At 70.4% G+C, this 26,418-nt stretch carries 24 protein-coding genes and 2 pseudogenes; 14 read left to right on the top strand and 12 right to left on the bottom strand.

Annotated features, from left to right (window positions below):
* Positions 1-77 precede the first annotated feature (77 nt).
* Both ASF44_RS07165 and gshB read left to right on the top strand, forming a co-directional pair.
* The gene (locus tag ASF44_RS07165; RefSeq protein WP_056898531.1) at positions 78-1,262 is read left to right on the top strand and encodes a benzoate/H(+) symporter BenE family transporter; all 1,185 of its coding nucleotides are present in this window, start codon (positions 78-80) and stop codon (positions 1,260-1,262) included.
* Positions 1,259-2,206, top strand: coding sequence for a glutathione synthase (gene gshB, locus ASF44_RS07160; RefSeq protein ID WP_056898530.1), 948 nt, complete (start codon positions 1,259-1,261; stop codon positions 2,204-2,206). Before ASF44_RS07165 ends, gshB begins: the two co-directional genes overlap by 4 nt.
* Positions 2,207-2,209: 3 nt before the next feature.
* On the opposite strand, the gene ASF44_RS07155 is transcribed toward gshB, so the two are convergent.
* Positions 2,210-3,106, bottom strand: a complete 897-nt coding sequence (locus ASF44_RS07155; RefSeq protein ID WP_056898529.1) for a LysR family transcriptional regulator — start codon at positions 3,104-3,106, stop codon at positions 2,210-2,212.
* Between the two features lie 87 nt (positions 3,107-3,193).
* Here ASF44_RS07155 and ASF44_RS07150 point away from each other — a divergent pair, with 87 nt between their 5' ends.
* Both ASF44_RS07150 and ASF44_RS07145 read left to right on the top strand, forming a co-directional pair.
* Positions 3,194-4,516: a sulfatase gene (locus tag ASF44_RS07150; protein ID WP_056898528.1), complete on the top strand. Its 1,323-nt coding sequence runs from the start codon at positions 3,194-3,196 to the stop codon at positions 4,514-4,516.
* A gap of 32 nt (positions 4,517-4,548) precedes the next feature.
* Positions 4,549-5,520 carry a tripartite tricarboxylate transporter substrate binding protein gene (locus ASF44_RS07145; RefSeq protein ID WP_056898527.1) on the top strand — a complete coding sequence of 324 codons (972 nt, stop codon included), beginning with the start codon at positions 4,549-4,551 and terminating at the stop codon, positions 5,518-5,520.
* Between the two features lie 5 nt (positions 5,521-5,525).
* Here ASF44_RS07145 and ASF44_RS07140 read toward each other — a convergent pair whose 3' ends face one another.
* The 10 genes and pseudogenes from ASF44_RS07140 to ASF44_RS07105 all read right to left on the bottom strand — a co-directional run bounded on the left by ASF44_RS07140 (position 5,526) and on the right by ASF44_RS07105 (position 14,097).
* A complete protein-coding gene (locus ASF44_RS07140) occupies positions 5,526-6,074 on the bottom strand; it encodes a DUF3299 domain-containing protein (protein ID WP_056898526.1) in 549 nt (182 codons plus the stop codon).
* Positions 6,071-6,826, bottom strand: coding sequence for a tetratricopeptide repeat protein (locus tag ASF44_RS07135; protein ID WP_056898525.1), 756 nt, complete (start codon positions 6,824-6,826; stop codon positions 6,071-6,073). The genes ASF44_RS07140 and ASF44_RS07135 overlap by 4 nt, the downstream gene beginning before the upstream one ends.
* Positions 6,826-9,123, bottom strand: a complete 2,298-nt coding sequence (locus ASF44_RS07130; RefSeq protein WP_056898524.1) for an MBL fold metallo-hydrolase — start codon at positions 9,121-9,123, stop codon at positions 6,826-6,828. The genes ASF44_RS07135 and ASF44_RS07130 overlap by 1 nt, the downstream gene beginning before the upstream one ends.
* A gap of 77 nt (positions 9,124-9,200) precedes the next feature.
* Positions 9,201-9,398, bottom strand: a pseudogene (gene gudD, locus ASF44_RS32795) (glucarate dehydratase); the annotation flags it as partial.
* Between the two features lies 1 nt (position 9,399).
* Positions 9,400-9,886, bottom strand: a pseudogene (locus tag ASF44_RS32515) (enolase C-terminal domain-like protein); the annotation flags it as partial.
* Position 9,887: 1 nt separating this feature from the next.
* Positions 9,888-10,778 (bottom strand): enolase C-terminal domain-like protein (locus ASF44_RS32510; protein ID WP_235579158.1); only part of this gene is annotated, 891 nt, incomplete at its 3' end.
* 23 nt (positions 10,779-10,801) lie between these two features.
* The gene (locus tag ASF44_RS07120; RefSeq protein ID WP_056898522.1) at positions 10,802-11,248 is read right to left on the bottom strand and encodes a nuclear transport factor 2 family protein; all 447 of its coding nucleotides are present in this window, start codon (positions 11,246-11,248) and stop codon (positions 10,802-10,804) included.
* Positions 11,249-11,293: 45 nt separating this feature from the next.
* The gene (gene kdgD / locus ASF44_RS07115; protein ID WP_056898521.1) at positions 11,294-12,205 is read right to left on the bottom strand and encodes a 5-dehydro-4-deoxyglucarate dehydratase; all 912 of its coding nucleotides are present in this window, start codon (positions 12,203-12,205) and stop codon (positions 11,294-11,296) included.
* 33 nt (positions 12,206-12,238) lie between these two features.
* On the bottom strand, positions 12,239-13,210 hold the full coding sequence (locus tag ASF44_RS07110; RefSeq protein WP_056898520.1) for a tripartite tricarboxylate transporter substrate binding protein: 972 nt from the start codon (positions 13,208-13,210) through the stop codon (positions 12,239-12,241).
* Between the two features lie 86 nt (positions 13,211-13,296).
* Complete coding sequence (locus ASF44_RS07105) at positions 13,297-14,097, bottom strand: FadR/GntR family transcriptional regulator (protein WP_056898519.1); 801 nt, start codon at positions 14,095-14,097, stop codon at positions 13,297-13,299.
* Between the two features lie 119 nt (positions 14,098-14,216).
* On the opposite strand from ASF44_RS07105, the gene ASF44_RS07100 reads away from it, so the two are divergent.
* The 9 genes from ASF44_RS07100 to ASF44_RS07060 all read left to right on the top strand — a co-directional run bounded on the left by ASF44_RS07100 (position 14,217) and on the right by ASF44_RS07060 (position 23,848).
* The gene (locus ASF44_RS07100; protein ID WP_056898518.1) at positions 14,217-15,239 is read left to right on the top strand and encodes a LacI family DNA-binding transcriptional regulator; all 1,023 of its coding nucleotides are present in this window, start codon (positions 14,217-14,219) and stop codon (positions 15,237-15,239) included.
* 169 nt (positions 15,240-15,408) lie between these two features.
* Entirely contained in the window at positions 15,409-16,242 is an 834-nt protein-coding gene (locus ASF44_RS07095) for an NAD(P)-dependent oxidoreductase (protein WP_056898517.1), read from the top strand.
* Between the two features lies 1 nt (position 16,243).
* On the top strand, positions 16,244-17,125 hold the full coding sequence (locus ASF44_RS07090) for an SMP-30/gluconolactonase/LRE family protein (RefSeq protein WP_056898516.1): 882 nt from the start codon (positions 16,244-16,246) through the stop codon (positions 17,123-17,125).
* Positions 17,126-17,163: 38 nt separating this feature from the next.
* A complete protein-coding gene (locus ASF44_RS07085; RefSeq protein WP_056898515.1) occupies positions 17,164-18,132 on the top strand; it encodes a TRAP transporter substrate-binding protein in 969 nt (322 codons plus the stop codon).
* Positions 18,133-18,195: 63 nt separating this feature from the next.
* Complete coding sequence (locus ASF44_RS07080; RefSeq protein ID WP_235579157.1) at positions 18,196-18,789, top strand: TRAP transporter small permease; 594 nt, start codon at positions 18,196-18,198, stop codon at positions 18,787-18,789.
* Positions 18,790-18,809: 20 nt separating this feature from the next.
* The gene (locus ASF44_RS07075; protein WP_056898514.1) at positions 18,810-20,099 is read left to right on the top strand and encodes a TRAP transporter large permease; all 1,290 of its coding nucleotides are present in this window, start codon (positions 18,810-18,812) and stop codon (positions 20,097-20,099) included.
* 2 nt (positions 20,100-20,101) lie between these two features.
* Positions 20,102-21,118, top strand: a complete 1,017-nt coding sequence (locus tag ASF44_RS07070; RefSeq protein ID WP_056898513.1) for a Gfo/Idh/MocA family protein — start codon at positions 20,102-20,104, stop codon at positions 21,116-21,118.
* Positions 21,119-21,229: 111 nt separating this feature from the next.
* A complete protein-coding gene (pyk, locus tag ASF44_RS07065; RefSeq protein WP_056898512.1) occupies positions 21,230-22,645 on the top strand; it encodes a pyruvate kinase in 1,416 nt (471 codons plus the stop codon).
* 15 nt (positions 22,646-22,660) lie between these two features.
* Positions 22,661-23,848 (top strand): glycerate kinase, encoded by a 1,188-nt coding sequence (locus ASF44_RS07060; RefSeq protein WP_056898728.1) that lies wholly within the window; start codon positions 22,661-22,663, stop codon positions 23,846-23,848.
* Here ASF44_RS07060 and ASF44_RS07055 read toward each other — a convergent pair.
* Positions 23,817-24,707, bottom strand: a complete 891-nt coding sequence (locus ASF44_RS07055; protein WP_056898511.1) for a LysR family transcriptional regulator — start codon at positions 24,705-24,707, stop codon at positions 23,817-23,819. The genes ASF44_RS07060 and ASF44_RS07055 overlap by 32 nt on opposite strands.
* A gap of 83 nt (positions 24,708-24,790) precedes the next feature.
* Between ASF44_RS07055 and ASF44_RS07050 the strand changes: the two genes are divergently transcribed.
* A complete protein-coding gene (locus tag ASF44_RS07050) occupies positions 24,791-26,335 on the top strand; it encodes an acetolactate synthase large subunit (RefSeq protein WP_056898510.1) in 1,545 nt (514 codons plus the stop codon).
* Positions 26,336-26,418 lie beyond the last annotated feature (83 nt).

The following is a 26,418-nucleotide window of genomic DNA, read 5'->3' as shown; positions in this document are numbered from 1 at the left end:
CCCTCCTAGACGGGCCAGCCCGGCGGTTTGTGACAGGCCGGCCGAAAAGATCCGGCGCGTGGGCACAATCCGCCGCCATGCGTTTCCTGAAAGATGTAAGCCTGCCCGCATTCACGGCCGGCTTCGTGGCCGTGCTGGTCGGCTTCACGAGTTCGGTGGCCATCGTGTTCCAGGCCGCGCTGGCCTTCGGCGCCACACCCGAGCTCATCAGCTCCTGGATGTGGGCGCTGGGCCTGGGCATGGGCTTGTGCACCGCCATTCCGTCGCTGCTGTGGCGCATGCCGGCGATGGTGGCCTGGAGCACGCCGGGCGCCGCCGTGCTGGCCGTGGCCGGTGCGGGCTACGGCATGGGCGAGGCCGTGGGCGCGTTCATGCTCAGCGCGCTGGCCATCGCGCTGGCCGGCATGACGGGCTGGTTCGAGCGCGTCATGAACCGCATCCCCGTGGCCATCGCCTCGGCCCTGCTGGCCGGCGTGCTCGCGCGCTTCGGGCTGGACGCATTCCTGGCGGCCAGGACTGCGCTCGGCCTGGTGCTGCTGATGCTGCTGGTCTACCTGCTCGGGCGCCGGCTGCTGCCGCGCTACGCCGTGCCGCTCACGCTGCTGGCCGCCATCGCCTACTGCGGCCTGCGCGGCGAACTGGCCTGGGCCGGCGTGCACCTGGGGCTGGCGGTGCCGCAGTTCACCATGCCGGTCTTCAGCTGGCAGGCCGCCGTGAGCCTGGCGGTGCCGCTCTTCGTGGTCACCATGGCCTCGCAGAACCTGCCCGGCGTGGCCGCCATCCGCGCTGCCGGCTACGGGCGCATGCCGATCTCCAGGCTGCTCAGCATCACCGGCCTGGCCACGCTGGTGCTGGCGCCGTTCGGCGCGTTCGCGCTGAACCTGTCGGCCATCACGGCGGCGATCTGCATGGGCCGCGAGGCGCACGAGGATCCGGACAAGCGCTACACGGCGGCCGTCAGCTGTGGCCTGATCTACGTGCTGATCGGCATCTTCGGCGCCACGGTCACGGGGCTGCTGACGGCCTTCCCGCGCGAGCTGGTCGCGGCCATCGCCGGCCTGGCGTTGCTGGGCACCATCGGCAACGGCCTGGCCACGGCGCTGGCCGACGAGCGCCACCGCGAGCCGGCGCTGATCACCTTCCTGGTCACGCTCTCGGGCGTGGCAATCGCCGGCATCGGCTCGGCCTTTTGGGGCGTGGTGGCCGGCGCCCTGGCGTTGTTTGTGCAACAGTACGCCCCTTCCCGAAAGAGCCAGGCATGAACATCCTTTTCGTCGTCGACCCGCTGGACAGCTTCAAGATCTACAAGGACACCACGTTCTCGATGATGCGCGAGGCCCAGCGCCGCGGCCACCGCATCTGGTCCTGCGAGCCGCGCCACATCGGCTGGCGCACCGGTGGCAAGGTGCAGGCGCAGGTGCAGGCGATCACGCTGACCGGCGATGCCGAAGCCTGGTACCGCACCGACGAGACGCCGCTGCGCGCGCTGGCCGAGTTCGACGCCGTGCTCATGCGCAAGGACCCGCCCTTCGACAGCGAGTTCTTCTACGCCACGCACCTGCTGGAGCAGGCCGAGCGCGAAGGCGCCCGCGTCTTCAACAAACCGGCCGCGCTGCGCGACCACCCGGAGAAGCTGGCCATCATGGAGTTCGCGCAGTTCACCAGCCCCACGCTCGTCACGCGCAGCGCGGCCGAGGTGCGCGCCTTCCATGCCGAGCACCAGGACATCATCCTGAAGCCGCTGGACGGCATGGGCGGCATGGGCATCTTCCGCGTCAAGGCCGACGGATTGAACCTGGGCTCCATCGTCGAGACGCTGAACAAGGACGGCGCCGAGACCATCATGGTGCAGCGCTTCGTTCCCGAGATCGTGCAGGGCGACAAGCGCATCCTGGTCATCGGCGGCAAGCCCGTGCCGTTCTCGCTGGCGCGCATTCCGCAGGGCAGCGAGGTGCGCGGCAACCTGGCGGCCGGCGGCAAGGGCGTGGCGCAGCCGCTGTCGGCGCGCGACCGCGAGATCGCCGAAACGCTGGGCCCGGTGCTGGCCGCACGCGGCCTGCTGCTGGTGGGGCTGGACGCCATCGGCGACTGCCTGACGGAGGTCAACGTGACCAGCCCGACCTGCTTCCAGGAGATCAGCGACCAGACCGGCTTCGACGTGCCGGCGATGTTCATCGACGCGCTGGAGGCGGCGCTGGCGGGCTGACGCTCAGGCGGCCAGCGCCGCCACGGTCTGCTGCAGCACCTCGGCCACGGCCGCCATGCCCGCATCCTCCAGCGTGGTCGCGCGGCACCACAGGTAGATCGGCCGGGGCCGGGGCGGCGCCGGCAGCGCCAGTTCCAGCAGGCCGAAGCGTTGTGCCAGCCGCTGCAGCGGAAAGCGCGGGAGCACCGCCAGGTGCCGCCCGTGCGCCAGCGTGTCGAGCAGCACGAAGGCCTCGCCCAGCACCGTGACATCCACGCGCATGGCCTGCACGCCTGCGGCGGCCAGCATCTCGCGCACCTCCTGGTCGAAGGGCGAGGCCGAGCCCAGGCTGATCCAGCGCTGCGCGTCGAGCGCACCGCTGCCCTGGGCCAGCGGGTGCGTGCGCGCGCAGAACACGCCCAGCGCGTCGGCCACGAGCAGCCGGCGCTCGATGCCGGGCGGCGGGCGCTCCAGCCAGGCGGGTGCGACCACGAACTCGTGGTGGCCATCGATGAGCTGCTCGAGCAGCAGGTGCGGCCGGTCGCTCCGCACCGACAGCGCGAGATCGGGAAAGCGCTCCAGCAGCACGCGCACCAGGTCGCCCGCCACCGCCGCGCCCACCATTGGCCCGGCGCCGATGCGCACCTGCTTGCGGATGCCGCTGCGGTGGCGCGCCGTGACCTCGGCCGCGTCCTTGAGCCGCCTGCCAATGGCGCGGCCCTCGCGCGCCAGCATCTCGCCCAGCGGCGTGCTGCGCACGCCGTAGCGGCTGCGCTCGAACAGCGCGCCGCCGGCCTGCATCTCCAGCGTCTGCATGTTGTGCGTGAGCGTGGGCTGGGTCAGGTGCAAGTGCCGGCTGGCCTGCGTGATGGAGCCCTTCTCGAGGATCGTGGCGAGCTGCACGAGGTGGCGCGGGTCCATAGAAATTCTTTGGTTTGGGCTGCAATTTTCAATTTTACGGATAGCTTGCGGCCGCCTAAGCTCCCCACCCACCACGTCCAGCGCCCCATGCAACCCAACCTCATCTTCATCGTCGCCGACGACCTCGGCTATGCCGACCTGGGCTGCTACGGCGGCCGGCCGGCCGGCTTCGGCCCCGTGTCGCCGCACATCGACGCGCTGGCCGCCGGCGGCCTGCGCTTCACCGAGGGCTACAGCAACTCGCCGGTCTGCTCGCCGACGCGCTTCGCGCTCATGACCATGCGCTACCAGTACCGGCTGCGCGGCGGCATGGAGGAGCCCATCAACAGCCGCAGCAAGGGCAGCCCCACGCTGGGCCTGCCGCCCGCCATGCCGACCCTGCCCTCGCTGCTGCGCGAGGCCGGCTACGCCACCGCGCTGATCGGCAAATGGCACCTGGGCTACCCGCCGGCCTTCGGCCCGCAGCGCTCGGGCTACGACGACTTCTACGGGATCATGGCCGGCGGGGTGGACTACTTCAGCCACTGCTCGGGCAAGGGCGACCACGACCTCTACGAGAACGAGTCCGAGCGGCACGACGTGGGCTACCTGACCGATCTGCTCTCGCGCCGCGCCGTGGACCATGTGAAGGCCCGTGCCGCGGCGGCCCGCGACGGAAAGCCGTTCTTCCTGAGCCTGCACTACACGGCGCCGCACTGGCCCTGGGAAACCCGCGACGACGCGCACCTGGCGGCCGAGGTGGCCGGCAACCTGTTCCACCTGGACGGCGGCGACGTGGAGACCTACCGCCGCATGGTCCACCACATGGACGAGGGCATCGGCTGGCTGGTGGCCGCGCTGCGCGAAGAGGGCCTGCTGGAGAACACGCTGATCGTCTTCACGAGCGACAACGGCGGCGAGCGCTTCTCGGACAACTGGCCGCTCGTGGGCGGCAAGATGGACCTGACCGAAGGCGGCATCCGCGTGCCCTGGATCGCGCACTGGCCGGCCGCCATCCCGGCCGGAACCACGAGCGCGCAGCACTGCATGAGCATGGACTGGTCGGCCACGCTGCTGGAACTCGGCGGCGGCATGCCGCACCCCAACTACCCCATCGACGGCGTCTCGCTGGCCGCCGTGCTGCGCAATCCGGGCCAGACCTTCGAACGCCCGCTGTACTGGCGCATGCACCACCGCCACCAGCGCGCGCTGCGGCGCGGCGACTGGAAGTACCTGCAGGTCGACGGCAACGAGTACCTGTTCAATGTGCGCCAGGATGCGCGCGAGCGCGCCAACCTCGCGCACAAGCACCCCGAGCTGCTGGAGACCTTGCGCGCGGACTGGCTGGCCTGGGAGGCCACGGTGCCCGCCATCCCCGAGGACGCAGCCGTGAGCCTGGGCTATTCGGTCAAGGACATGCCGCAGCGCTGACCCCTTCTTCCCACCACATCTGGAGACGAACCATGACCATCCCCCGCCGCGCGCTCTGCGCCGCCGCGCTGCTCGCCATCGCCGCCCTGCCGACGCAAGCCCAGACCTGGCCCGAGCGCCCGATCAAGCTCATCACCCCGTCCACGCCGGGCGGCCCGCCCGACGCCTACGCACGCGCCCTGGCCGACCTGCTGGTCAAGGAACTGGGCCAGCCCGTGGTGGTGGAGAACTCGCCGGCCGTGGGCGGCATGGTCGCGGCCCAGGTGATGACGCGCACGCCGCCCGACGGCTACACGCTGCTGGTCAGCACGGCCGGCATGATGACCATCACGCCCAACGCCAACCCGCGGGCGCGCTACGTGCCGGCCGACTTCACGCCGATCTGCCAGGGCGTGGAGGCCGGCCTGGTGCTGGCCAGCCACCCGAGTCTCGGAACGCACAACTTCGCCGAGCTCGCGCAGTGGATCAAGGCGCAGAAGACGCCGCCGACCTACTCGTCCTTCGCGCCGGGCTCGCCCGCGCACTTCCTGGGCTACCAGCTGGCCGAGGCGCTCAAGGTGGAGATGACGCACGTGCCCTACCGCAGCAGCCCGAACCAGATCACCGACATGGTGGGCGGCACGGCGCCGCTGGGCTTCGTGCAGACCGCCACCGCCGGCCCGCAGATCAAGGCCGGCAAGCTCGTGGCCTATGCGACGACGGCGGCCCAGCGCTCGGCCGAGCTGCCCGATGTGCCCACCGTGGCCGAGATCGGCCTGCCGCAGTTGCAGACGACGGTGTGGTTCGGCCTCTCAGCGCCCAAGGGCCTGCCCGCGCCCATCGTGCAGCGGCTCGTCGCGGCGCACCAGAAGGTGCTGGCCTCGCCGGACTTCCGCCAGCGCATGGCCACCTCGGGCCTGGCACCGGCGGCCCCGCTGTGCGGCGATGCCTTCCTGCAGCAGATGAACGCGGAATCGGCGCGCTGGGCGCGCATCGTCAAGGCGACGGGCTTCGTCGCCGACTGAGCGCTTCAGCCCTTGGGCGCCGTGTAACGCTCCACGCGCTGGCCGGCCAGCGCGTAGCCGCTGACACCGTGCACGGTGGTGGCGCGCGCGACCCGCATGCGGCCGCTGATCCACACCGTGTCCATGGTGCTCAGCGACTTGCTGGGTTGGTCCAGCCGCACATGCACGATCTGGTTGGACGGGGGCGGCGGCGTGTGGATGCAGGCGCCGAAATGCGGCACCAGCAGCAGCTCGCGCAGGCCCTGCGCCGTCGTCTCCAGCGGCACCACGTAGCCAGGGATGCGGATGGCCATGCCGTCCAGCGCGGCGACCAGCGGCGCCTCGTCCCACACCTTGCGCAGGCGCTGCAGCGCGGCGGCTGCGCGCGGGTCGTCGTCGGGCAGGCGGCGCAGGTCCACGCCCGCGCCCGCGCCCTGGAAGTCGGCCCAGGGATCCCAGTCCCTGGGCAGCAGGTCGTCCCAGGCGATGGTGCGGAAGGCGGCTTCCTTGGCGAAGGCTGGCGCCAGCCACAGGCAGGCCAGCGCCGTGCAGGCACGGCGACGGGTGGTGTTCATGGCAGGGCTTTCGGCGGTGGAGAGAAAGGCGCGAGTTTCTGGAACAGCAGTGGGCCGGCAAAGCTCGGCAGGTCGTGCTCGTGGTCGTCGTGCGGGGCCACGCCCTCGCGCGACTTGCGCAGCCACACGCGCGCCAGGTCGGGGTCGCGCGCCACGCCTTCGCCGCGGTCGTAGGCCCGGCCCAGCGCGCGCTGGGCGCGCGGGTTGCCGGCGTCGGCCGCCTGCTGCAGCCAGTCGATCGCCAGCTTCATGTCGCGCGGCACCCCGGTGCCCTCGGCATGGGCGCGGTACAGCGCGTATTGCGCGCGCGAGGCACAGGCATCGGTGGCAGCGGCGCTGCGCCGGTACCAGCGCACCGCCTCGGCCGGGTCCTTGCGGGCGCCACCCCAGCCGTTGAGATAGAAGTCGCCCAGCATGCACTGGGCCGGCACTGCGCCCCGCGTCGCCGCCTTGTGGAACCAGTGGAACGCGGCGGCCGGGTCCTTGGGCACTTGGGCATTGCCGTCCAGGTACAGGTAGCCCAGGTCGACCTGCGCGGGCAGGTGTCCGCGCTCGGCCGCCTGGCGCAGGTAGGCGTGGGCCTGCGCCAGGTCCACCACCTGGCCGGTCAGGCCGGCGTAGTGGCGGGCCTGCGCGTAGAGGGCCTGCGCCGACGCGTCGGACGGGGCCTGGGCCTGCGCCTGGGCCGCGCAGGCCGCCGCCACGCAGGCGGCTGCCAGCGCGCACCGCAGGGCCCGTGGCAGGCTGCGCATCAGCGGAAGGTCTGCGTCACATCCGCGGGCACCACGATCTCGCTGGCGGGCGTCAGCGTCATCGTCACCTGGCGTCCCTGGGCGATCGTGGCCAGCACGGCCTGGGCCTCGGCCAGCGAATTGAGGCGCTTGGTGCGCAGCACCTCGCCCGGCTTGGCATGCACCGATTCGACCGGGCCGCCGCGGTAGGTGATGGTCTGGTTCACGCCGGGGCTGTACTGCACGAAGTTGTTCGGCAGGTAGCCCTGGTAGCCATCGTTGACCTGCACCGCCACCTGCACGTAGTAGCCCGTCGGGTCGTTCACGTACTGGTCGGTGGCGGTCACGATGCCGCTGGCCAGCAGCGGGATGGCCGGGTTCTTGTTCTGCGGACCGACGAAGCCCTGCACGATCTTGCCGCCGTCCAGCAGCGTGGCCGTGACCGTGGGACCGGCCTCGCGCCCGGGCTTGTACGGGCCCGAGGTCTCGATGCTCTTGTACGACGCGTTGGCCGCGTCGCTGGCCGCGTAAGAGATCACCGAGCGGCGCTTTTCCAACTGGTTGGCGAACTCGCTCGTGATGTTCGTGCCGTTGATGGCCGGCGAGTCGAACACCTTGGAGCGCATCGCCTCCATCATGGTCAGCTGCTTGCCGGCGTTGGCCGGGTCGCGGTTGTAGGCCTTGAGCGCCTGGTACACCTCGACGATGGGGAACTGGTTGGTGTGCTGTGGCGAGACGAAGTCCACGTCCAGGCTTTGCTGCAGGTAGCTGAAGCCGGCCTGGAACGACAGCCGCAGGAAGCCGTTGGCCGCGGTCGGCGTGGTCAGCCCGTTGACGCCGTAGCCGCCGTGGTAGCCGAAGGTGACGAACTTGCCGTCTGTCGGGTTCTTCACGCGGAACAGCATGTTGGTGGTGCCCGGCGTGTGGCCCGGCGACCAGATCACCATGATCTGCACGTTGCCGTAGTCGTACCAGGTGTCGTACCGGTAGAAATCGGTGGTGCGCGCGCGGATCTCGGTCTCCGAGGCGGGCAGCGCGCCGGCGATGTTCCAGGTGTTGCCGCGCTGGTCCTGCGTGATGCCGGTCACGTCCTCGCGCGAGGCCCACAGCTTCACCGCCTTGCCGGCGTTGTCGGCCATGCGCAGCTGTTCGACCACGGTGCCGTAGTGGTCGCCGTGGCCGTGCGTCAGCCAGATGTCGGTCACGGCGCGCGGGTCCAGGCCCAGCAGCTCCATGTTCTTCCAGTACTGGTAGCCGCTGTTGGCCCAGCCCGCGTCGATCTTGATGATCTTGTCGTCCGACTTGTCGTTGGGCGTGCCCATGTCGGCCTTCAGGATGTACGAGGCGACTTCGTTGTCGCCCACGTAGTACATCGTGTCCTTGACCATCTCGAAGGGCTCGGTGCTGCGCGTGTAGGGTGCGGCCGTGACGCCCGTGGCGTTGATGGCCATGTAGGCCTGGCCGGAGACCGGGTCCGTGCCCTTGTCGGCCAGCAGCGGGCTTTGCGAAGGCACGTCCCACACGGGCTTGCCGTCGCTGGTCGACTGTGGCGTGAAGTACCAGATCGCCACCACCTTGGCCTTCTCGGACTCGGTGTGGTTGGTGTCGAACAGCAGGTAGGCGGCCTGGCGCGCCGTGGTGCTGTAGGCGTAGTCGGCCGTGACCGGGATGGCCGCGACGGTGGAGGCTGCGCTCTTGCCGTAATCGCTGGTGTCGACGTTGAAGACCTTCACGTCGGACGCGAGGGTGTAGGTCTCCTCGTAGCGCTTGATCGGCGTGGCGTAGGCCCGGCCGGCCATGTCGGCCAGCACGATGCGGCCGTCGCCCACGGTGATGGTGCCCGCCGACTTGGCGTAGACCCAGCCGGCCGCGACCATGGGGCCGGGCACGTCCTTGTTGCGCGTGACCTCGGGGCCGTACTTGGCGACGGCGAACTGCGCCGCAGCCGAGCTGCCCTTGGCCAGCACCACGTTGAAGGTCTGGGCGGCGTCGGTGGCCACGGCGACCTGGTTGGCCTGGGCGGCGGGCACCCAGTCGACCAGGTTGCCCGGCACCAGCTTGGCGCTGATCGCGGCGGCGGCAGCGGAAGAGACCGCCGTGGTGCTCAGCGTCTTCACGCCGTCCTTGGCCAGCACCGCCACGCTCACGGTCTGGTTGCCGGCGGCATCGGTGGTGGTTTGCGGCGCGGCGTAGACCATGCCGGCGGCACGGAAGGCGCTGCGGTCCACGCCCTTGTCGTCGCTGCCGCCGCAGGCGACGAGCGTGGCGGCGGCGATGGCGGCGGGCAGCAGGCGCCAGTGTCGGGGTAGTGTGTTCACTCAGGTCTCCTCTTGTTGAAATGGGCAGGCCGCAGCAGGCGGCCCGTGGTGCCCGCGGCGCAGGCCGCGGGCCGGGGTCAGCGGACCATGCAGGGCCGCTTGTTGTCGAACTTCCAGTTCGGGATGAGGTACTGCATGGCCACGCCGTCGTCGCGCGAACCCAGGCCGTGCTGCAGGTACAGCTGGTGCGCCTTCTCGACCTCGGCCATGTCCAGCTCCACGCCCAGGCCCGGCTTCTTGGGCACCTGCACGTAGCCGCCTTCGATCCTGAACGGNTACAGCTGGTGCGCCTTCTCGACCTCGGCCATGTCCAGCTCCACGCCCAGGCCCGGCTTCTTGGGCACCTGCACGTAGCCGCCTTCGATCCTGAACGGCTCTTTCGTGAGGCGCTGGCCGTCCTGCCAGATCCAGTGCGTGTCGATGGCCGTGACCTTGCCAGGCGCCGCCGCGCCCACGTGCGTGAACATGGCCAGCGAGACGTCGAAGTGGTTGTTGCTGTGCGAGCCCCAGGTCAGGCCGAAGGCCTGGCACAGCTGGGCCACGCGCACSGAGCCGGCCATGGTCCAGAAGTGCGGGTCGGCCAGCGGGATGTCGACCGACTGCAGCGACAGGCTGTGCGCCATCTCGCGCCAGTCGGTGGCGACCATGTTGGTGGCGGTGGGCAACCCGGTGGCGCGGCGGAACTCGGCCATGACTTCGCGGCCGCTGAACACGCCTTCTGCGCCACAGGGGTCTCCATTTGCCGTCGAAGTACACATTGGCCNGCTGTGCGCCATCTCGCGCCAGTCGGTGGCGACCATGTTGGTGGCGGTGGGCAACCCGGTGGCGCGGCGGAACTCGGCCATGACTTCGCGGCCGCTGAAGACGCCTTCTGCGCCACAGGGGTCTTCGGCATAGGCGACGACGCCGCGCATGCGTTGGCCCAGGCGGATGGCGTCTTTCATCAGCCAGCCGCCGTTGGGGTCCAGCGTGACGCGGGCCTCGGGGAAGCGTTCGTGCAGGGCGGTGACGGCGTCGACCTCTTCGTCGCCACGCAGCACGCCGCCCTTGAGCTTGAAGTCCTGGAAGCCGTAGCGCTCCTGGGCCGCCTCGGCCAGGCGCACGATGGCTTCGGGCGTCATGGCCTTCTCATGGCGCAGGCGGAACCAGGCGTTGTCGGCCTCCGGTTCGCGGCGGTAGGCCAGGTCGGTCTTGCCCTGGTCGCCCACGTAGAACAGGTAGCCCAGCATCTGCACGGCATCGCGCTGCTGGCCTTCGCCGAGCAGGGCCGCGACGGGCACTTCCAGGTGCTGGCCCAAGAGGTCGAGCAAGGCAGATTCGGCGGCCGTGACGGCGTGGATGGCCACGCGCAGGTCGAAGGTCTGCAGGCCGCGGCCGCCGCTGTCGCGTTCGGCGAACTGCGTGCGCATGGCGTTCAGGATCGCCTGGTAGTTGCCGATGGGCTGGCCGACGATGAGTGCGCGCGCGTCTTCCAGCGTCTGGCGGATCTTCTCGCCGCCGGGCACCTCGCCCACGCCGGTGTGGCCGGCGTTGTCGGTGAGGATCAGCAGGTTGCGCGTGAAGTACGGGCCGTGGGCGCCCGACAGGTTCATGAGCATGTCGTCGTGGCCCGCTACGGGCACGACACGCAACTCGGTGACGACAGGGGTGGACATGCAGCTTCCTGGAGAGAGTGGGTTCAGACCGGCGGACGCACGGCCTGGCGGGCCAGCAGTTTCCACTGTCCGCCCTGCTTTTGCCACACGTGCAGGATCTTGATGTTGACCTTGCCGGGCTTGCCAGAGTCGTTCGTGTCCGCGACCAGCGTGTGACGCACGATGGCGGCGTCGCCCACGACCTTGACGGTCTGCTCGCTGATGGCGATGGTCACGAAGTCGGACTTGGCGTCCAGCAGGTCGGCGATGAAGCTGGCCTTGGTGTCGACCTTGCCGCCCGAATGGCCGTAGCTGAGATCGTCGGCGACCAGCGCGGACAGCGCCTCGCGCGTGGGGTCGACCATGGCGATGCGCAGCTTTTCAGCGGCAGCCGCCACAGCCGCGGTGTCGTCGGCTGTGCCGGCCGGCATGCCGGCACAGCCGGACAGGATGGCGGCCGCAGCCGCCACCAGACAGAGTTTGCGGAACATGCGCGTGTCTCCTCGTGTTGTGTGTTGTGCGCGCGGGCGTTGCGCTTACTGCGGGCCGAGCTTCTTGATCAGCACGGCCAGCTCTTCCATCTCGCTGGGCTTGAGGTCGGACAGCGGTGCGCGCACCGGGCCGCCATCGTGGCCGACGATCTTGGCGCCGGCCTTGATGATGGAGACGCCATAGCCCTCCACGCGGTTGCGGATGGCCAGGTAGGGCATGAAGAACTCTTTCAGCAGCTTGTGCTGCGTCGGCAGGTCGTCGGCCGCCACGGCCTTGTAGAAGTCCATCGCCGTCTTCGGGATGAAGTTGAACACGGCCGAGGAGTACACCGGCGTGCCCAGCGCCTTGTAGGCCGCGGCATAGACCTCGGCCGTCGGCAGGCCACCCAGGTAGGAGAAGCGGTCGCCCATGGCCATGAAGATGGAGGACATGGTCTCGATGTTGCCCACGCCGTCCTTGAAACCGATCAGGTTCGGGCAGCGGTCGGCCAGGATGCGCAGCGATTGCGGCGTGAGCTTGGTGCGGTCGCGGTTGTAGACGATGACGCCGAACTTCACGCTGTTGCAGACCTGGGCCACGTGCTCGATCAGGCCTTCCTGGCCGGCTTCGGTCAGGTAGTGCGGCAGCAGCAGGATGCCGTGGGCGCCCAGGCGCTCGGCTTCCTGGGCATGGGCGATGGCGGTGCGGGTCGGGCCGCCGGCGCCGGCAATGATCGGCACCTTGCCGCGGCAGGTGTCCACCGCGGTCTTGATGACCTGGCTGTATTCCTCACCGGCCAGCGAGAAGTATTCGCCCGTGCCGCCGGCGGCGAACAGCGCGCTCGCGCCGTAGGGGGCCAGCCATTCCAGGCGCTCGATGTAGGTCTTGGGGCGGAAGTTGCCTTGTTCGTCGAAGTCCGTGATCGGGAACGACAGCAGGCCGGAGCCCATGATGGATTTGAGTTCTTGCGGATTCATGTTGGTGTCCTCGTTGTAGGGTGGGTCGAAAAATCAGTCGAGCTTGATGCCGGCGGCCTGCACCACGGTGGCCCAGCGGGCGCGTTCCTTGGCGAAGAAGGTCTCTTCTTCCGCCGGGGCCATGGTCACCACCTCGGCGCCCTGCCCGGCCAGGCGCGAACGGATGTCGGCCGAGCGGATCACGGTGATGAGTTCCTTGTTCAGGCGCTGCACGATGGCGTCCGGCGTGCCGCGCGCCACGCGCACGCCCTGCCAGGTGCCCGACTCGTAGCCCGGCACGCCCTGCTCGGCGATGGTCGGCGTGTCGCCCACGAGCGGCATGCGCGTGCCCTTGGAGACGGCCAGCAGCTTGAGCTTGCCGCTCTGCACGTGCGGCAGCGTGGCCAGCATGCCGTTCATGAGCACCTGGGTCTGGCCGCCCACGGTGTCCTGGATCGCCTGCACGCCGCCCTTGTAGGGCACGTAGACCCACTTGGCCTGGGTGGCACGCTCCAACGCCACGCCGGCCAGGTGCGGCGCGCTGCCCGTGGCGGTGACGGCGAAGTTCAGGTCGGTGGTCTTGGACAGCGCGATCAGTTCCTTGAGGTTGTTGGCCTTCACGGACGGATGCACCACCAGCAGGTGCGGCGAGTAGGCCAGCATGGTCACGCCACGCAGGTCCTTGGACGGATCGAACGGCAGCTTGGTGTAGACCGAGGGGCTGATCGCCAGCGCACCCACGTCGCACAGCAGCAGCGTGTAGCCGTCCGGTGCGGACTTGGCAACGAAGTCGGCGCCCAGGTTGCCGTTGGCGCCGGCCTTGTTTTCCACGATGACCGTCTGCTTGAGCGCATCGGCCAGCGGCACGCTGATGGCGCGCGCGATGATGTCCGACGACCCGCCCGGCGGGTACGGCACGACGATGCGGATCGGCTTGCTGGGCCAGTTGTCCTTGCCCTGCGCGAAGCTGGGCAAGGCGACGGTGGCGGCAGCGGCGGCCAGCCATTCGCGGCGTTTCAGTTGCATCTGGGTCTCCTGGGTCGGTGGGTCGCGATGAAGTCAGTCATCGTACAACCAAAGCCGAAGCACCGCCAGGTTTTTTTCGTAACGGGTCAGTCGGCCGTGCCGGCCGAACGCTGCGCCGCTTCCTGCGCCAGGCGCAGCCGCTCGCGGCTGTTGGTCAGGTGGATGCGCATGGCCGCGCGGGCCGAATCGGGATCGCGCCGCGCGATGGCGGCGTAGATCTCCTCGTGCTCGCGGTTCACGCGCACCAGGTATTCGCCGCGCCGGTCGTGGTTGCGGATGGCGCTCACGCGGGTGCGCGGGATCAGGCTGGTGCCCAGGTGGCCCATGATGTCGGCGAAGTAAGGGTTGCCCGTGGCCTGGGCGATCTGCAGGTGGAAGCTGAAGTCGTGCTTGACGGTGTCGCCGCCGGCCGCCACGTTGGCCTCGAACGCGTCGAGCGCCTCGCGCAGCCCCTGCAGCTGCTCTTCCGTGCGGCGCAGCGCGGCCAGGCCGGCGGACTCCGTCTCCAGGCTGATGCGCAGCTCCAGCACGGCCAGCACGTCCACCGTGGTGGCGATGTCCGACCCCTCCAGCCGGAACATGCCGGCCGCGCGCGGCGGCAGCACGAAGGTGCCCACGCCATGGTGCGTCTCGACCAGGCCGGACGCCTGCAGCTTGGACAAGGCCTCGCGCACCACCGTGCGGCTGACGCCGTAGGCCTGCATGATGGCCGACTCGGTCGGCAGCTTGTCGCCGGTGCGCAGCTGCTGGCTGCGGATCTTCTCCGACAGGTCGTCCACCAGGCCGTGCGCCAGGCCGCGCCCCCGTTGGCGCGGGACGGCCGCCGCGAACGGCGGCGCGGTGGCGGCTTCGGGCACCGGGGCCGGCCCGGTTGACAGCGTGGACATGGGGCCATCATAGTTCTTCGGCAGTTGTACGACAACCTACCACAACCGCCCGATGCGTTTGCGGCCTGGCCGATCTGTGGCATGGTTCGCGCCCTGCGTCACTTCCGTGCAAGAAAGCCATGACAGTCCAGCGCAAGCGCGCCGCCACCCTCCGCGACGTGGCCGAGGCCGCCCAGGTCTCGACCGCCACGGTGTCCAAGTTCGTCAATGGCAACCAGCGCTTCACCGCCGAAGTGGAGGCGCGCGTGGCCCAGGCCGTGCGCGAGCTGGGCTACTCGCTGAACCCCATGGCGCGCGGCATGATCACCGGCAAGACCGGCAATGTCGGCATCGTCATCCTGGACGTGCGCAACCCCTACTTCACGAGCCTCGTGAAAGGTGCCGCACGCCAGGCCGCCAGCGCCGGGCTGAACCTGATCATCGCGGACGCGGAGGAAAGCACCTCGCCCGAACTGGGCGTGCTGCAGTCGCTGCACCGGCGCGTCGACGGGCTGATCGTGAGTGCGCGGCTGCCCGCGCCGGCCATCGAACCGCTGTTCGAGAGCGGCACGCCGGTGGTGTTCTACGGCCGCCCTTCCCCCTATGCGAAGAACCACAACGTGGGCTGCGACAACTACGCCGCCGCGCTCATGCTGGGCCGCCACCTGCGCGAGCTGGGGCACCGCCGCATCAGCTACCTGGGCTTCTCGGGCGCGCGCTGGAGCTTCGAGCGCGAGCGCGGCCTGAAGGACGCCTTCAAGGGCGTGGACGCGCGCTTTCGCACCTTCGACGCCACCGCCCCGTCGGCCGAGGAAGGCGAGCGCCTGGCCTCGACCATCCTGCTGTCGCAGGAGATGGACGACGCCATCGTGGCCTACAACGACCTGCTGGCCATGGGCCTGCTGGTGGAGGCCAAGTCGCTCGGCATCCGCGTGCCCGAGCAGGTCTCGGTGGCCGGCTTCGACAACCTGGCCTATGGCCGCCTCGTGAGCCCTGCGCTGACCAGCGTCGACATGATGGGCGAGGCCACGGGCGAGCTGGCCATGCGCAAGCTGGTCGGCGTGATCCACGGAACGCCCTCCACGCACGACGACGACGTACTGCAGAGCCGCATCGTGGCGCGCGAATCCACCAGCATGCGCCGACCTAGGGTAAACGATTAGCCTGCAGGGATTGACGACGCCACCGTGCTGAACGAGCATCAACCCGTTCGCCACGTGGCGTATTTTTTTCAAGGCCAGTTAAACGTTTACCTTGTTTTCGCTGTCAGGAAACTTTTGGGAAAACCCGGACCGGCCTGCCGCCCTGATCAACGTCAAATCCTCTGCTGCCATGTCCTCTACGACCTCCTCCGCCGCATCGGCACCCCGCCTGCAGCGCCTGCTCCTGACCGGTGCCGCCGGCGGCCTTGGCAAGGTGCTGCGCGAACGCCTGGTGCCCTGCGCGCAGGTGCTGCGCGTGTCCGACATCGCCGCGCTCGGCGAGACGCGTGGCGCGCACGAGGAAGTCGTGCCCTGCGACCTGGCCGACAAGCAGGCCGTCCATGCGCTGCTGGCCGGATGCGACGCCATCGTGCACCTGGGCGGTGTCTCGGTGGAGCGGCCGTTCGAGGAGATCCTCGAAGCCAACATCAAGGGCATCTTCAACGTCTACGAGGCCGCGCGCCGCCATGGCGTCCAGCGCGTGGTGTTCGCCAGCTCCAACCACGTGATCGGCTTCTACAAGCAGACCGACACGCTGGACACCAGCGCGCTGCGCCGGCCAGATGGCTACTACGGCCTGTCCAAGTCCTTCGGCGAGGACATGGCGCAGTTCTACTTCGACCGCTACGGCATCGAGACCGTCAGCATCCGCATCGGCTCCTCGTTCCCCGAGCCGCTGAACCGCCGCATGATGAGCACCTGGCTCAGCTACGACGACCTGACGCAGCTGATCGAGAAGGCGCTGTTCACGCCGCACGTGGGCCACACGGTGGTCTACGGCGCCTCGGCCAACAAGGACGTCTGGTGGGACAACCATGCCGCCGCCAAGCTCGGCTGGACCCCGCGCGACAGTTCGGAACCCTTCCGCGCCAAGGTCGAGGCGCAGCCGCCCGTGGCCGCCACGGATCCGAACGCCATCTACCAGGGCGGCGCGTTCACGGCCCAAGGCCCTTTCGGTGATTGAGATGGCGGAGTTGATCCTCGACGCCCGCAACGGCACCGGCGAAAGCCCGGTCTGGCACACGGGCGAGCAGGCGCTGTACTGGGTCGACATCCCCGGCAAGGCCATCCACCGGTGGTCGCCCGTGCAGGGCCACCGCCACTGGGCCACCGCGGAGATGCCGGCCTGCATCGCCGCCACCGCCACGCCCGGCCGCTGGATCGCGGGCATGGAGAGCGGCATGTTCGCGCTGCAACTGCACGACGACGGCACGGTGGGCGCGGAGCGCCTGGCGGCGGTGGCGCATGCCGCGCCCGCCATGCGCTTCAACGACGGCCGCTGCGACCGCCAGGGGCGCCTGTGGGCCGGCACCATGTGCCTGGACATGGGCGCCGCCATCCGCGCCGGCGCCTGGTACCGCTACGGCGCGGACGACTCCGCGCTGCCGGCACAGCTGACCGACTTCATCGTGCCCAACGGCCTGGCCTTCAGCCCCGACGGCCGGACCATGTACGTGTCCGATTCCCATCCGCAGGTGCAGAGCATCTGGGCATTCGACTACGACACCGCCAGCGGCACGCCCTCCAACCGCCGCCTCTTCGTCGACATGCATGCGCTGCCCGGCCGCCCCGACGGCGCCGCCATCGACGTGGACGGCGGCTACTGGATCTGCGGCAACGACGCAGGGCTGGTGCACCGCTTCACGCCCGACGGCCGGCTCGACCGATCGCTCGCCGTGCCGGTCAAGAAGCCGGCCATGTGCGCCTTCGGCGGACCGCGGCTGGACACCCTGTACGTGACGTCGATCCGACCGGCTGGCGACCTGTCGGACCAGCCGCTGGCCGGCGGCGTCTTCGCGTTGATGCCCGGCACCCAGGGCATCGCCGAACCGGCTTTCGCCGCCTGAGCCCCCACCCCTTTCACCACCACCACAGAGGACGACAAATGATCCGCAACAAGACCCTTATCGCGCTCGCCGCCAGCGCCTTCGCCCTGTCGGCGCAGGCCGTCGAGTTCCGCTCGGCCGACGTGCACAACAGCGACGACTACCCCACCGTCGCGGCGGTCAAGCACATGAGCCAGGTGCTGGCCAAGGAAAGCGGCGGCAAGTACACCATCAAGGTGTTCAACAAGAGCGCCCTGGGGTCGGAGAAGGAGACGCTGGACCAGGTCAAGATCGGCGCGCTGGAGATGAACCGCGTCAACATCAGCTCGCTGAACTCGATCTGCCCGAAGACGCTGGTGCCCACCATGCCCTTCCTGTTCGACTCCATCGCCCACATGCGCAAGACGCTGGACGGCCCCATCGGCGAGGAGATCCTCAAGGGCTGCGAAGGCCAGGGCCTGGTCGGCCTGGCGTTCTACGATTCCGGCGCCCGCTCGATCTACGCCAAGAAACCCGTCAAGAGCCTGGCCGACGCCAAGGGCCTGAAGATCCGCGTGCAGCAGTCCGACCTGTGGGTGGCCCTGGTCGGCGCCATGGGTGCCAACGCCACGCCCATGCCCACCGGCGAGGTCTACACGGCGCTCAAGACCGGCCTGATCGACGCGGCAGAGAACAACATCCCCTCGTACGAAGGCTTCAAGCACTACGAGGCCGTGAAGTTCTACTCGCACACCGAGCACTCGATGGCACCGGAAATGCTGGTCATCTCCAAGGCCATCTTCGACAAGATGAGCCCGGCCGACCAGGCCATGTTCCGCGCCGCCGCCAAGGAATCGGTGACCTTCCAGCGCCAGAAGTGGGATGAGCAGGAAGCCAAGGCACTGGACATCGTCGTCAAGGCGGGCTCGACCATCGTCAAGGACGTGGACAAGGCCTCCTTCAAGGCCGCGATGCAGCCCGTCTACGCCAAGTTCATCACCACGCCCGATCTGCAGCGCCTGGTGAAGGCCGTGCAGGACAACAAGTAACACGCGCCGCGTGCCGCCATCGCACCGCGTGCAACGGCGGCACGCCTCTCACCGGAAGCAGCCATGAACACCCCCATGCCGTCGGCCTCGGCCGCCGCCACCAGCGCGGCCGCCGCGCCGGTCGCCCTAGGCCTCGACCCCACCCACGACCGCCCGCCCGCCACGCACTGGTATTCGCGCCTGTGCGGCTGGCTCAGCAAGGCCAGCCTGATCCTGGCCATCTTCGGCCTGGTCGGCATCATCGTCAGCGTGCAGGTCCAGGTGGTCGGCCGCTACGTCTTCAACGACACGCCGACCTGGGCCGAGGCGCTGGCACTGCAACTCGTGCTCTACGTGACCGCGCTGGGCGTGGCCGTGGGCGTGCGCGATGCAGGCCACATCGGCCTGGAGTCGCTGGTCTCGCTGCTGCCCGACGGGCTGCGGCTGAAGATCGAGATCCTGATCCACGCGCTGGTCGCGCTGTTCGGCTGCATCATGGTGCAGAGCGGCTGGCTCTGGACCCGCCTGAAGTGGGACGAGCTCGATCCCATGCTGCAGATGCCCGTGGGCATCGACTACCTCTCGCTGGTCATCGCCGGCGTGCTGATCGTGATGTTCAGCATCGAGCACATCGTCGCGCTGGTGCGCCACGAAGAAGTCGTTCCATCCTGGTACTGAACGTAGGTTGAAAGAACAACATGGAACTGACCGTTCTCTCCATCGTCTTCGCGGTGCTGCTGGTGCTCGGCGTGCCGGTGGCCTTCTCCATCGGCCTGGCCTCGGTGGCCACGGTGCTGTACTCGGGCATGCCCATTGCCATCGTCTTCCAGAAGATGGTGGGCGGCATGCAGATCTTCTCGTTCCTGGCGATCCCGTTCTTCGTGTTCGCCGGTGAGCTCATGCTGTACGGCGGCATCGCCGACCGCATCGTGCGCTTCGCCAACAGCCTGGTGGGCCATGTGCGCGGCGGCCTGGGCATGAGCAACGTGCTGGGCTGCACGCTGTTCGGCGGGGTCGCCGGCTCGCCGCTGGCCGACGTCTCGGCCATGGGCTCGGTGATGATCCCGCTCATGAAGAAGGAAGGCTACGACGCCGACTACGCGGTGAACGTGACCACCCACGCCGCCCTGGTCGGCGCGCTGATGCCGACCTCGCACAACCTGATCATCTTCACGCTGGCCACCACGGGCATCGCCTCGGTCAGCGTGTTCAGCCTGATCCTGGCGGGCGTGATCCCGGCCCTGCTGCTGACCATCTGCAACCTGATCGCCGCCTACTACGTGGCCGTCAAGCGCGGCTACCCCACGCGCGGCAAGTTCCCGGGCTGGGGCGAAGTCATCAAGTCCTTCCTGGGCGCGATGCCGGGCCTGCTCATCGTCGTGATCATCCTGGCGGGCATCCTGTCGGGCATCTTCACGGCCACCGAATCGGCGGCCACGGCCGTGCTGTGGGCGCTGCTGGTCACGGTGCTGGTCTACCGCTCGCTGTCGTGGAAGGACTTCCTGAAGGCCTGCGCCAAGGCCTGCAAGACCACCGGCGTGGTGCTGCTGCTGATCGGCATCAGCTCGGCCTTCGGCTACTTCATGGCGCTGTACGAGGTGCCGCAGAAGACCGGCGAGCTGATGCAGTCCGTCACCACCAGCCCGTGGATGATCTTCCTGATGATCAACGTGCTGCTGTTCGTGCTGGGCACCTTCCTGGACATGGCCGCCACCATCCTGATCTGCACGCCGATCTTCCTGCCCATCGCCGCCCAGTTCGGCATGGACCCGGTGCAGTTCGGCATCGTCATGCTGATCAACTGCGCGCTGGGCCTGAATACGCCGCCCGTGGGCGTCACGCAGTTCGTGGGGTGCGCCATCGGCGGGGTATCGGTGGGGCAGGTGATGAAATCCATCCTGCCCTTCTACGGCGCGTTGACGGCCTGCCTGATGCTGGTGACCTACGTGCCCGCGTTCTCGCTGTGGCTGCCGGGGATGTTCAAGTAGGCATGGCGATGCGCATCGCCGTGATCGGCGCCGGCGTGGCCGCGCCGCCGCACCTGCGCAGCCTGCACGACCTGCGCGGCCAGGCCGAGGTGGCCTGGGCCTGGGGCCGCGACCTGCAACGCCTGGCAGCGGCCGGGCTGCCGGCCGGCACGCGCACGACGACGCGGCTGGACGACGTGCTGGAGGACGCGAGCGTCACCGCCGCCCTCGTGCTCACGCCGCCCCACACCCACCTGGAGATCGTCGAACGGCTGGCCGCGGCCGGCAAGCATGTGCTGGTCGAGAAGCCCGTGGACACCACGCTGGCAAGGGCCGAAGCCCTGGTTGCCGCCTGCGCGCGCCACGGCGTGCGCCTGGCCGTGATGCTGCAGCACCGCGCCAGCCCCGCCGCGCTGCAGCTCGCGGCGCTGGTCCGCGGCGGCAGCTTGGGCCAGCTGCTCGGGGCCAGCGCCACCGTGCGCTGGTGGCGCCCGCAGAGCTACTACGACGTGCCCGGCCGCGGCACGCTCGCGCGCGACGGCGGCGGCGTGCTCATGACCCAGGCCATCCACACGCTGGACCTGCTGCTGCACCTGGTCGGCGCGCCGCAGCGCGTGCTGGGCCTGGCCACCACCTCGCCCGTGCACAGCATGGAGACCGAGGACCGGGCCGCCGCCCTGCTGCACTGGGGCAACGGCGCCATTGGCGTGCTGGACGCGACCACGGCCGCCTACCCGGGCTACCCCGAGCGCATCGCGCTCGACTTCACCCAGGGCACGGCCACGCTGGAAGCCGGCGCCCTCGTCGTGGAACGCCCCGGCCAGGACACGCTGCGCGTGGGCCAGCCCCAGGCCTCGGGGTCGGGCGCCAACCTCATGGGTTTCGACCATGCGGGCCACCGCGTCGTGATCGCCGACTTCCTGGCCGCCATCGCCGAGCAGCGGGCGCCGCTCACGGACGGCGCCTCGGCCCTGGCCGTGCAGCGGCTCATCGAGGCGGTGCTGCGCTCCTCCAGAGAGGGCGTTGCCGTCACGCTGTAGGGCGTCATTCCTGCGGGGCATGGCGGTGTTGCCGCAATGCCATTGGTCAAGGAGGCCGGCGGTGCCTAGAGTCGCCGCATCTGCCACCCACCGACCGGAATGCCACGCACCATGCGACGCCAACGCCACGGAAAGATCATCGCCACGCTCGGTCCCGCCAGCTCGGACCGCGCCACCATCGCCGCCCTGTTCGACGCCGGGGCCGACGTGTTCCGGCTCAACTTCAGCCACGGCAGCCACACCGACCACCAGGCCCGCTACGACCTGATCCGCGCCATCGAGCGCGAACGCAGCCGGCCCATCGCCGTGCTGCTGGACCTGCAGGGCCCCAAGCTGCGCATCGGCCGCTTCGCCGACGGGCCGGTCATGCTGGCCGAGGGCGCGCGCCTGCGGCTCGACCTGGACGCCGCTCCCGGCGACGCCACCCGCGCCCCGCTGCCCCACCCCGAGATCTTCGCCGCGCTCCGGCCCGGCCACGACCTGCTGCTGGACGACGGCAAGCTGCGCCTGCGCGTGCTGGCCTGCGGCGCCGACTTCGCCGAGACCGAGGTCATCGCGGGCGGCCTGCTGTCCGAACGCAAGGGCGTCAACGTGCCCTCGGTGCTGCTGCCGATCTCCGCGCTCACGGCCAAGGACCGGGCCGACCTGGCCTTCGGGCTGGAACTCGGCGTGGACTGGGTGGCCCTGTCGTTCGTGCAGCGGCCGGAGGACGTGCAGGAGCTGCGCGCGCTGGTACAGGGCCGCGCCGCCATCCTGTCCAAGCTGGAGAAGCCCGCCGCCATCGACGGCCTGGAGGCCATCGTCGCGCTGTCCGATGCGGTGATGGTGGCGCGCGGCGACCTCGGCGTGGAGATGCCGGCCGAGCAGGTGCCGCCCATCCAGAAGCGCATCGTGCGCAGCTGCCGCCAGGCCGGCAAGCCCGTCGTCGTGGCCACGCAGATGCTGGAGTCCATGGTCGGCGCGCCCGTGCCCACGCGGGCCGAGGCCTCCGACGTGGCGACCGCCGTCTACGACGGCGCCGACGCCGTGATGCTGTCGGCCGAATCGGCCTCGGGCCGCTACCCGCGCGAGGCCGTCGCCGTCATGGACGCCATCGTCCGCGCGGCCGAGGCCGACCCGCACTGCCGCACCGTGGTCGAGGCCTCGGGCTTCGCGCCGCAACCCACCGTGGGCGATGCGATCTGCGCCGCCTTGCAGCAGTCCGCCGAACTGCTCGGCGCGGCGGCCATCGTGACGTTCACGCGCTCGGGCTTCACCAGCCTGCGCGCGGCGCGCGAGCGGCCACATGCGCCCATCGTGAGCGTGACGCCCGACCTGGCGACCGCGCGCCGCCTGGCGCTGGCCTGGGGCGTGCATTCGGTGCACGTGCCGCACGACGTGGACGACGTGCCCGGCATGGTGCAGGCCGCGTCGGCCCTGGCGCGTGCCGAAGGCTTCGCACGGCCTGGCGACACCATCGTGGTCGCGGCCGGCATGCCTTTCGGCAAGGCCGGCACCACCAACCTCCTGCACATCGCGCAGGCTTGACACGCGGTGAACACCATGCGGATCGTCATCGCACCGGATTCGTTCAAGGAAAGCCTCGGCGCGCTGCAGGTCTCGCTCGCCATCGAGGCCGGCTTGCGCGAGGTGTTTCCCCACGCCCACTACCGCAAGCTGCCCATGGCCGATGGCGGCGAGGGCACGGTGCAGGCGCTGGTCGACGCCACCGGCGGCCGGCTGCGCGAGATCGTGGTGACGGGCCCCACGGGCCGGCGCACCGCGGCCCGCTACGGCTTGGCCGCGGACGACACCCTGGCGGTCATCGAGATGGCGGCCGCGAGCGGCCTGGAGGGCGTGCCGCCGGCCGAACGCGACCCGCGCAGCGCCACCAGCTTCGGCACCGGTGAGCTGATCGCCGACGCGCTCGATGCCGGCGCCCGGCGCTTCGTCATCGGCCTGGGCGGCAGCGCCACCAACGACGGCGGCGCCGGCATGCTGCAGGCCCTGGGCGCGCGCCTGCTCGACGCGGATGGGCGGGACATCGGCCACGGCGGCGCGGCGCTCGCGCGCCTGCACCGCATCGACGTGGGCGGCCTGGATGCGCGCATCGCGCAATGCCGCATCGACGTGGCCTGCGACGTGACCAACCCGCTGCTGGGCCCGCGCGGCGCATCGGCCGTGTTCGGCCCGCAGAAGGGCGCCACGCCCGCGATGGTGGAGGAACTCGACCGCTGCCTGCAGCGCCTGGCCGACGTGCTGCGGCGCGACCTGGGTCAGGACGTGGCCGACGTGCCCGGTACCGGCGCGGCCGGCGGCATGGGCGCGGCCCTGCTCGCGGTGCTGGGCGCGCGCCTGCGGCCCGGCAGCGAGGTGGTGGCCGACGCGCTGGGCCTGGACGCCGCGGTGCGCGAGGCCGACCTCGTGGTCACCGGCGAAGGGCGCACCGACGGCCAGACCATCCACGGCAAGGCGCCCATCGGCGTGGCGCGCGTGGCGGCACGCCATGGCGTGCCCGTGATCGGCTTGTCCGGGGCGCTGGCGCCCGATGCCCGTGCCGTGCACGAGCACGGCATCGCCGCCCTGTTCAGCGCCGTGCGCAGTGTGTGCACCGTGGAAGAAGCGCTGCGCGATGCCGCCGCCAACGTGCAGGCGGCCGCACGCAACATCGCCATGGCGCTGCGGCTGGGCCAGCAGCTCGCCCAACGCGCCGAAGCACCTACGCCTGCACCGCCGCCGGCCACACGCTGAAGACGCGCTCGCGCAGCGCGGCCAGCAAGGGCCGCGCTGCATCCTCGGCCCGCACCAGCAGCGATAGCGGGCAGGCGATGCGCTCGCCGTCCCAGGCCACGAGCCGGCCGGCCGCGAGCAGATCGTGCGCACGCCGCTCGCGCGCCAGGCACAGGCCCACGCCGGCCTGCACGAGGTCGAGCATCGAGGATTCCTGGTCGGCCTCGGCCACGGTCTGCCGGGTGAGGCCGTGCTGGCGCAGCAGCCGCTCCACGATGGCCGTCTGCGAGCTGCCGCGCGGCGTGCCGATCCAGGGCAGCGCCGCCAGCGCCGGCCAGCCCTGGCCCATCACGCGCGGCGCCCAGGCCGGCGGCAGCACCACGGCATAGGACTCCACATGCAGGGCGATGGCCGAGACCTGCGCATCGTCCACCTCGCCGAGGAAGAAGCAGGCATCGAGCTCGCCCGCCTTGAGTTGCTGCAGCACCGTGCCCGAGATGCCGTGCGCGAGCCGCACGTCCACCTGCGGGCAGTGCTGCTGCATCTCGCTGAGCAACTCGCCCAGGCGGATCGAGGCGGGATCGACGATCGTGCCCAGCCGCAAGGTGCCCGACAACTGGCCTTGCAACTGCCGGGCCGCCGCCGCGAGTTCGCCCGCGGCGTCCAGCGTGCGCTGGGCCAGCGGCAGCAGCCGCCGGCCGATGGCGCTGGGGGCCATGCCCGACGTGGTACGGTCGAACAGCGGGCCGCCCAGCTCCTCCTCGAGCGCCTTGAGCTGTTTGGACACCGCCGATTGCGTCAGGTGCAGTTGCTCGGCCGCACGGGTCACATGCCCCGTGCGGGCGACGGCGACGAACGCGCGCAGTTGGTAGATTTCCATGTCCGAAGGCCTTGGCTTGCCGCGGCAGTTTGACACAGGGCCCCGGCCTTCCCCACCACCCCCAACCCACAAGGAGTTACCTGATGAACGGTGCCCACAGCCTGGTCCACACCCTGCTCGCCGCCGGCGTCGACACCTGCTTCGCCAACCCCGGCACGAGCGAGATGCACTTTGTCGCCGCGCTGGACCAGATCCCCGGCATGGACTGCGTGCTGGGCCTGCAGGAGAACGTGGTCACCGGCATGGCCGACGGCTACTGGCGCATCGCGCGCAAGCCGGCCTGCACGCTGCTGCACTGCGGCCCCGGCCTGGCCAACGGCCTGGCCAACCTGCACAACGCGCGCCGCGCCCATGCCGGCATCGTGAACATCGTGGGCGACCAGGCGACCTACCACCGCCCGCACGACGCACCGCTGACGGCCGACACCGAGGCCATGGCGCGCACCGTCTCGCAGTGGGTGCGCACCAGCACCCGCGCCGAGGACGTGGGCCGCGACGCGGCCGCCGCCGTCCAGGCCGCACGCAGCGGCCCGGGCCAGGTGGCCACGCTGATCCTGCCGTCCGACGCGTCCTGGAACGAGGGCGCCGCCGCGGCCGCACCGCTGGCCATTCCCGCGCTGGCGCCGCTGGACCCGTTCGCCGTCGACAACGCCGCGCGCGTGCTGCGCGCGGCCGGCCGCGACACGCTGATCCTGCTGGCCGACAGCGCCGTGCGCGGCCCGGCCCAGGCCCTGGCCTGGCGCGTGGCCCAGGCCACCGGCGCCACGCTGCTGGCCGACTTCATGAACGCGCATGTGGAGCGCGGCCGTGGCCGCCTGCCGCTCGAACGCGTGCCCTATGTCACCGACCTGGCGATCAAGACGCTGGCGCGCTTCAAGCACATCGTGCTGGTCGGCGCCAAACCGCCCGTGGGCTTCTTCGCCTACCCGGGCAAGCCGTCGACGCAGTACGCGCCCGAGGCCCAGCTGCACCGGCTCTCACGCCTGGACCAGGACCCCACGGCCGCGCTGCGCGCCCTGGTGGAAGCGCTGGCCGCGCCCGAGGTGGCCCTGCCCGATCCCGGACCGCGGCCCGCGCCGGCGCAGGGCCAGCCCACGCCCGAAGGCCTGGCCCAGACCGTGGCCGCGCTGATGCCCGAGCACGCCATCGTCTCCGACGAGAGCGTCTCGTTCGGCCGCGGCTTCTACGCCCACACGCATGCCGCGCCCGCGCACGACTGGCTGCACCTGGCCGGCGGCGCGATCGGCGACGGCCTGCCCGTGGCCACGGGCGCGGCCATTGGCGCCCGGCGCGAGCGACGGGTGATCAGCCTTCAGGCCGACGGCTCGGCCATGTACTCGCTGCAGGCGCTGTGGACGCAGGCGCGCGAGCAGCTGCCCTGCACCACGATCATCCTGTCCAACCGCAAGTACAACATCCTGATCGGCGAGTACGCCGGCGTGGGCGCCACGCCGGGCGCCACCGCCATGCGCATGCTGGACCTGGGCAACCCCGACATCGACTGGGTGCGCCTGGCCGGCGGCATGGGGGTGGAGGCCGCCCGCGCCGAGACACTGGAGCAGTGCGCCGACCTGATGCGCGCGAGCTTCGCGCGCAAGGGGCCCTTCCTGATCGAGCTGGTGGTCTAGGCCCAGTCCGGCGAGCGGGCCGCACGCTCAGGCCCATGCGCTGTGGCGCCGTCCGCGCGCTTGCCGCGCCTGTTGCTGCGGCG

Origin of the sequence: Pseudorhodoferax sp. Leaf274 (assembly GCF_001422445.1) — a bacterium.
In the GTDB taxonomy this organism is placed as follows: Bacteria; Pseudomonadota; Gammaproteobacteria; order Burkholderiales; family Burkholderiaceae_C; genus Pseudorhodoferax.
Note: the sequence above shows the minus strand (reverse complement) of the source record. Positions and strands in the feature narration are given on the sequence as shown.

Coding starts and splice junctions, on each gene's coding strand:
- ASF44_RS07050 (WP_056898510.1), top strand. CDS start 24,791: ATGAACGGTGCCCACAGCCTGGTCCACACCCTGCTCGCCGCCGGCGTC.
- ASF44_RS07100 (WP_056898518.1), top strand. CDS start 14,217: ATGACAGTCCAGCGCAAGCGCGCCGCCACCCTCCGCGACGTGGCCGAG.
- ASF44_RS07155 (WP_056898529.1), bottom strand. CDS start 3,106: ATGGACCCGCGCCACCTCGTGCAGCTCGCCACGATCCTCGAGAAGGGC.
- ASF44_RS07150 (WP_056898528.1), top strand. CDS start 3,194: ATGCAACCCAACCTCATCTTCATCGTCGCCGACGACCTCGGCTATGCC.
- ASF44_RS07090 (WP_056898516.1), top strand. CDS start 16,244: ATGGCGGAGTTGATCCTCGACGCCCGCAACGGCACCGGCGAAAGCCCG.
- kdgD (WP_056898521.1), bottom strand. CDS start 12,205: ATGAATCCGCAAGAACTCAAATCCATCATGGGCTCCGGCCTGCTGTCG.
- ASF44_RS07055 (WP_056898511.1), bottom strand. CDS start 24,707: ATGGAAATCTACCAACTGCGCGCGTTCGTCGCCGTCGCCCGCACGGGG.
- pyk (WP_056898512.1), top strand. CDS start 21,230: ATGCGACGCCAACGCCACGGAAAGATCATCGCCACGCTCGGTCCCGCC.
- ASF44_RS07085 (WP_056898515.1), top strand. CDS start 17,164: ATGATCCGCAACAAGACCCTTATCGCGCTCGCCGCCAGCGCCTTCGCC.
- gshB (WP_056898530.1), top strand. CDS start 1,259: ATGAACATCCTTTTCGTCGTCGACCCGCTGGACAGCTTCAAGATCTAC.
- ASF44_RS07145 (WP_056898527.1), top strand. CDS start 4,549: ATGACCATCCCCCGCCGCGCGCTCTGCGCCGCCGCGCTGCTCGCCATC.
- ASF44_RS07140 (WP_056898526.1), bottom strand. CDS start 6,074: ATGAACACCACCCGTCGCCGTGCCTGCACGGCGCTGGCCTGCCTGTGG.
- ASF44_RS07070 (WP_056898513.1), top strand. CDS start 20,102: ATGGCGATGCGCATCGCCGTGATCGGCGCCGGCGTGGCCGCGCCGCCG.
- ASF44_RS07105 (WP_056898519.1), bottom strand. CDS start 14,097: ATGTCCACGCTGTCAACCGGGCCGGCCCCGGTGCCCGAAGCCGCCACC.
- ASF44_RS07110 (WP_056898520.1), bottom strand. CDS start 13,210: ATGCAACTGAAACGCCGCGAATGGCTGGCCGCCGCTGCCGCCACCGTC.
- ASF44_RS07165 (WP_056898531.1), top strand. CDS start 78: ATGCGTTTCCTGAAAGATGTAAGCCTGCCCGCATTCACGGCCGGCTTC.
- ASF44_RS07075 (WP_056898514.1), top strand. CDS start 18,810: ATGGAACTGACCGTTCTCTCCATCGTCTTCGCGGTGCTGCTGGTGCTC.
- ASF44_RS07080 (WP_235579157.1), top strand. CDS start 18,196: ATGAACACCCCCATGCCGTCGGCCTCGGCCGCCGCCACCAGCGCGGCC.
- ASF44_RS07120 (WP_056898522.1), bottom strand. CDS start 11,248: ATGTTCCGCAAACTCTGTCTGGTGGCGGCTGCGGCCGCCATCCTGTCC.
- ASF44_RS07135 (WP_056898525.1), bottom strand. CDS start 6,826: ATGCGCAGCCTGCCACGGGCCCTGCGGTGCGCGCTGGCAGCCGCCTGC.
- ASF44_RS07095 (WP_056898517.1), top strand. CDS start 15,409: ATGTCCTCTACGACCTCCTCCGCCGCATCGGCACCCCGCCTGCAGCGC.
- ASF44_RS07060 (WP_056898728.1), top strand. CDS start 22,661: ATGCGGATCGTCATCGCACCGGATTCGTTCAAGGAAAGCCTCGGCGCG.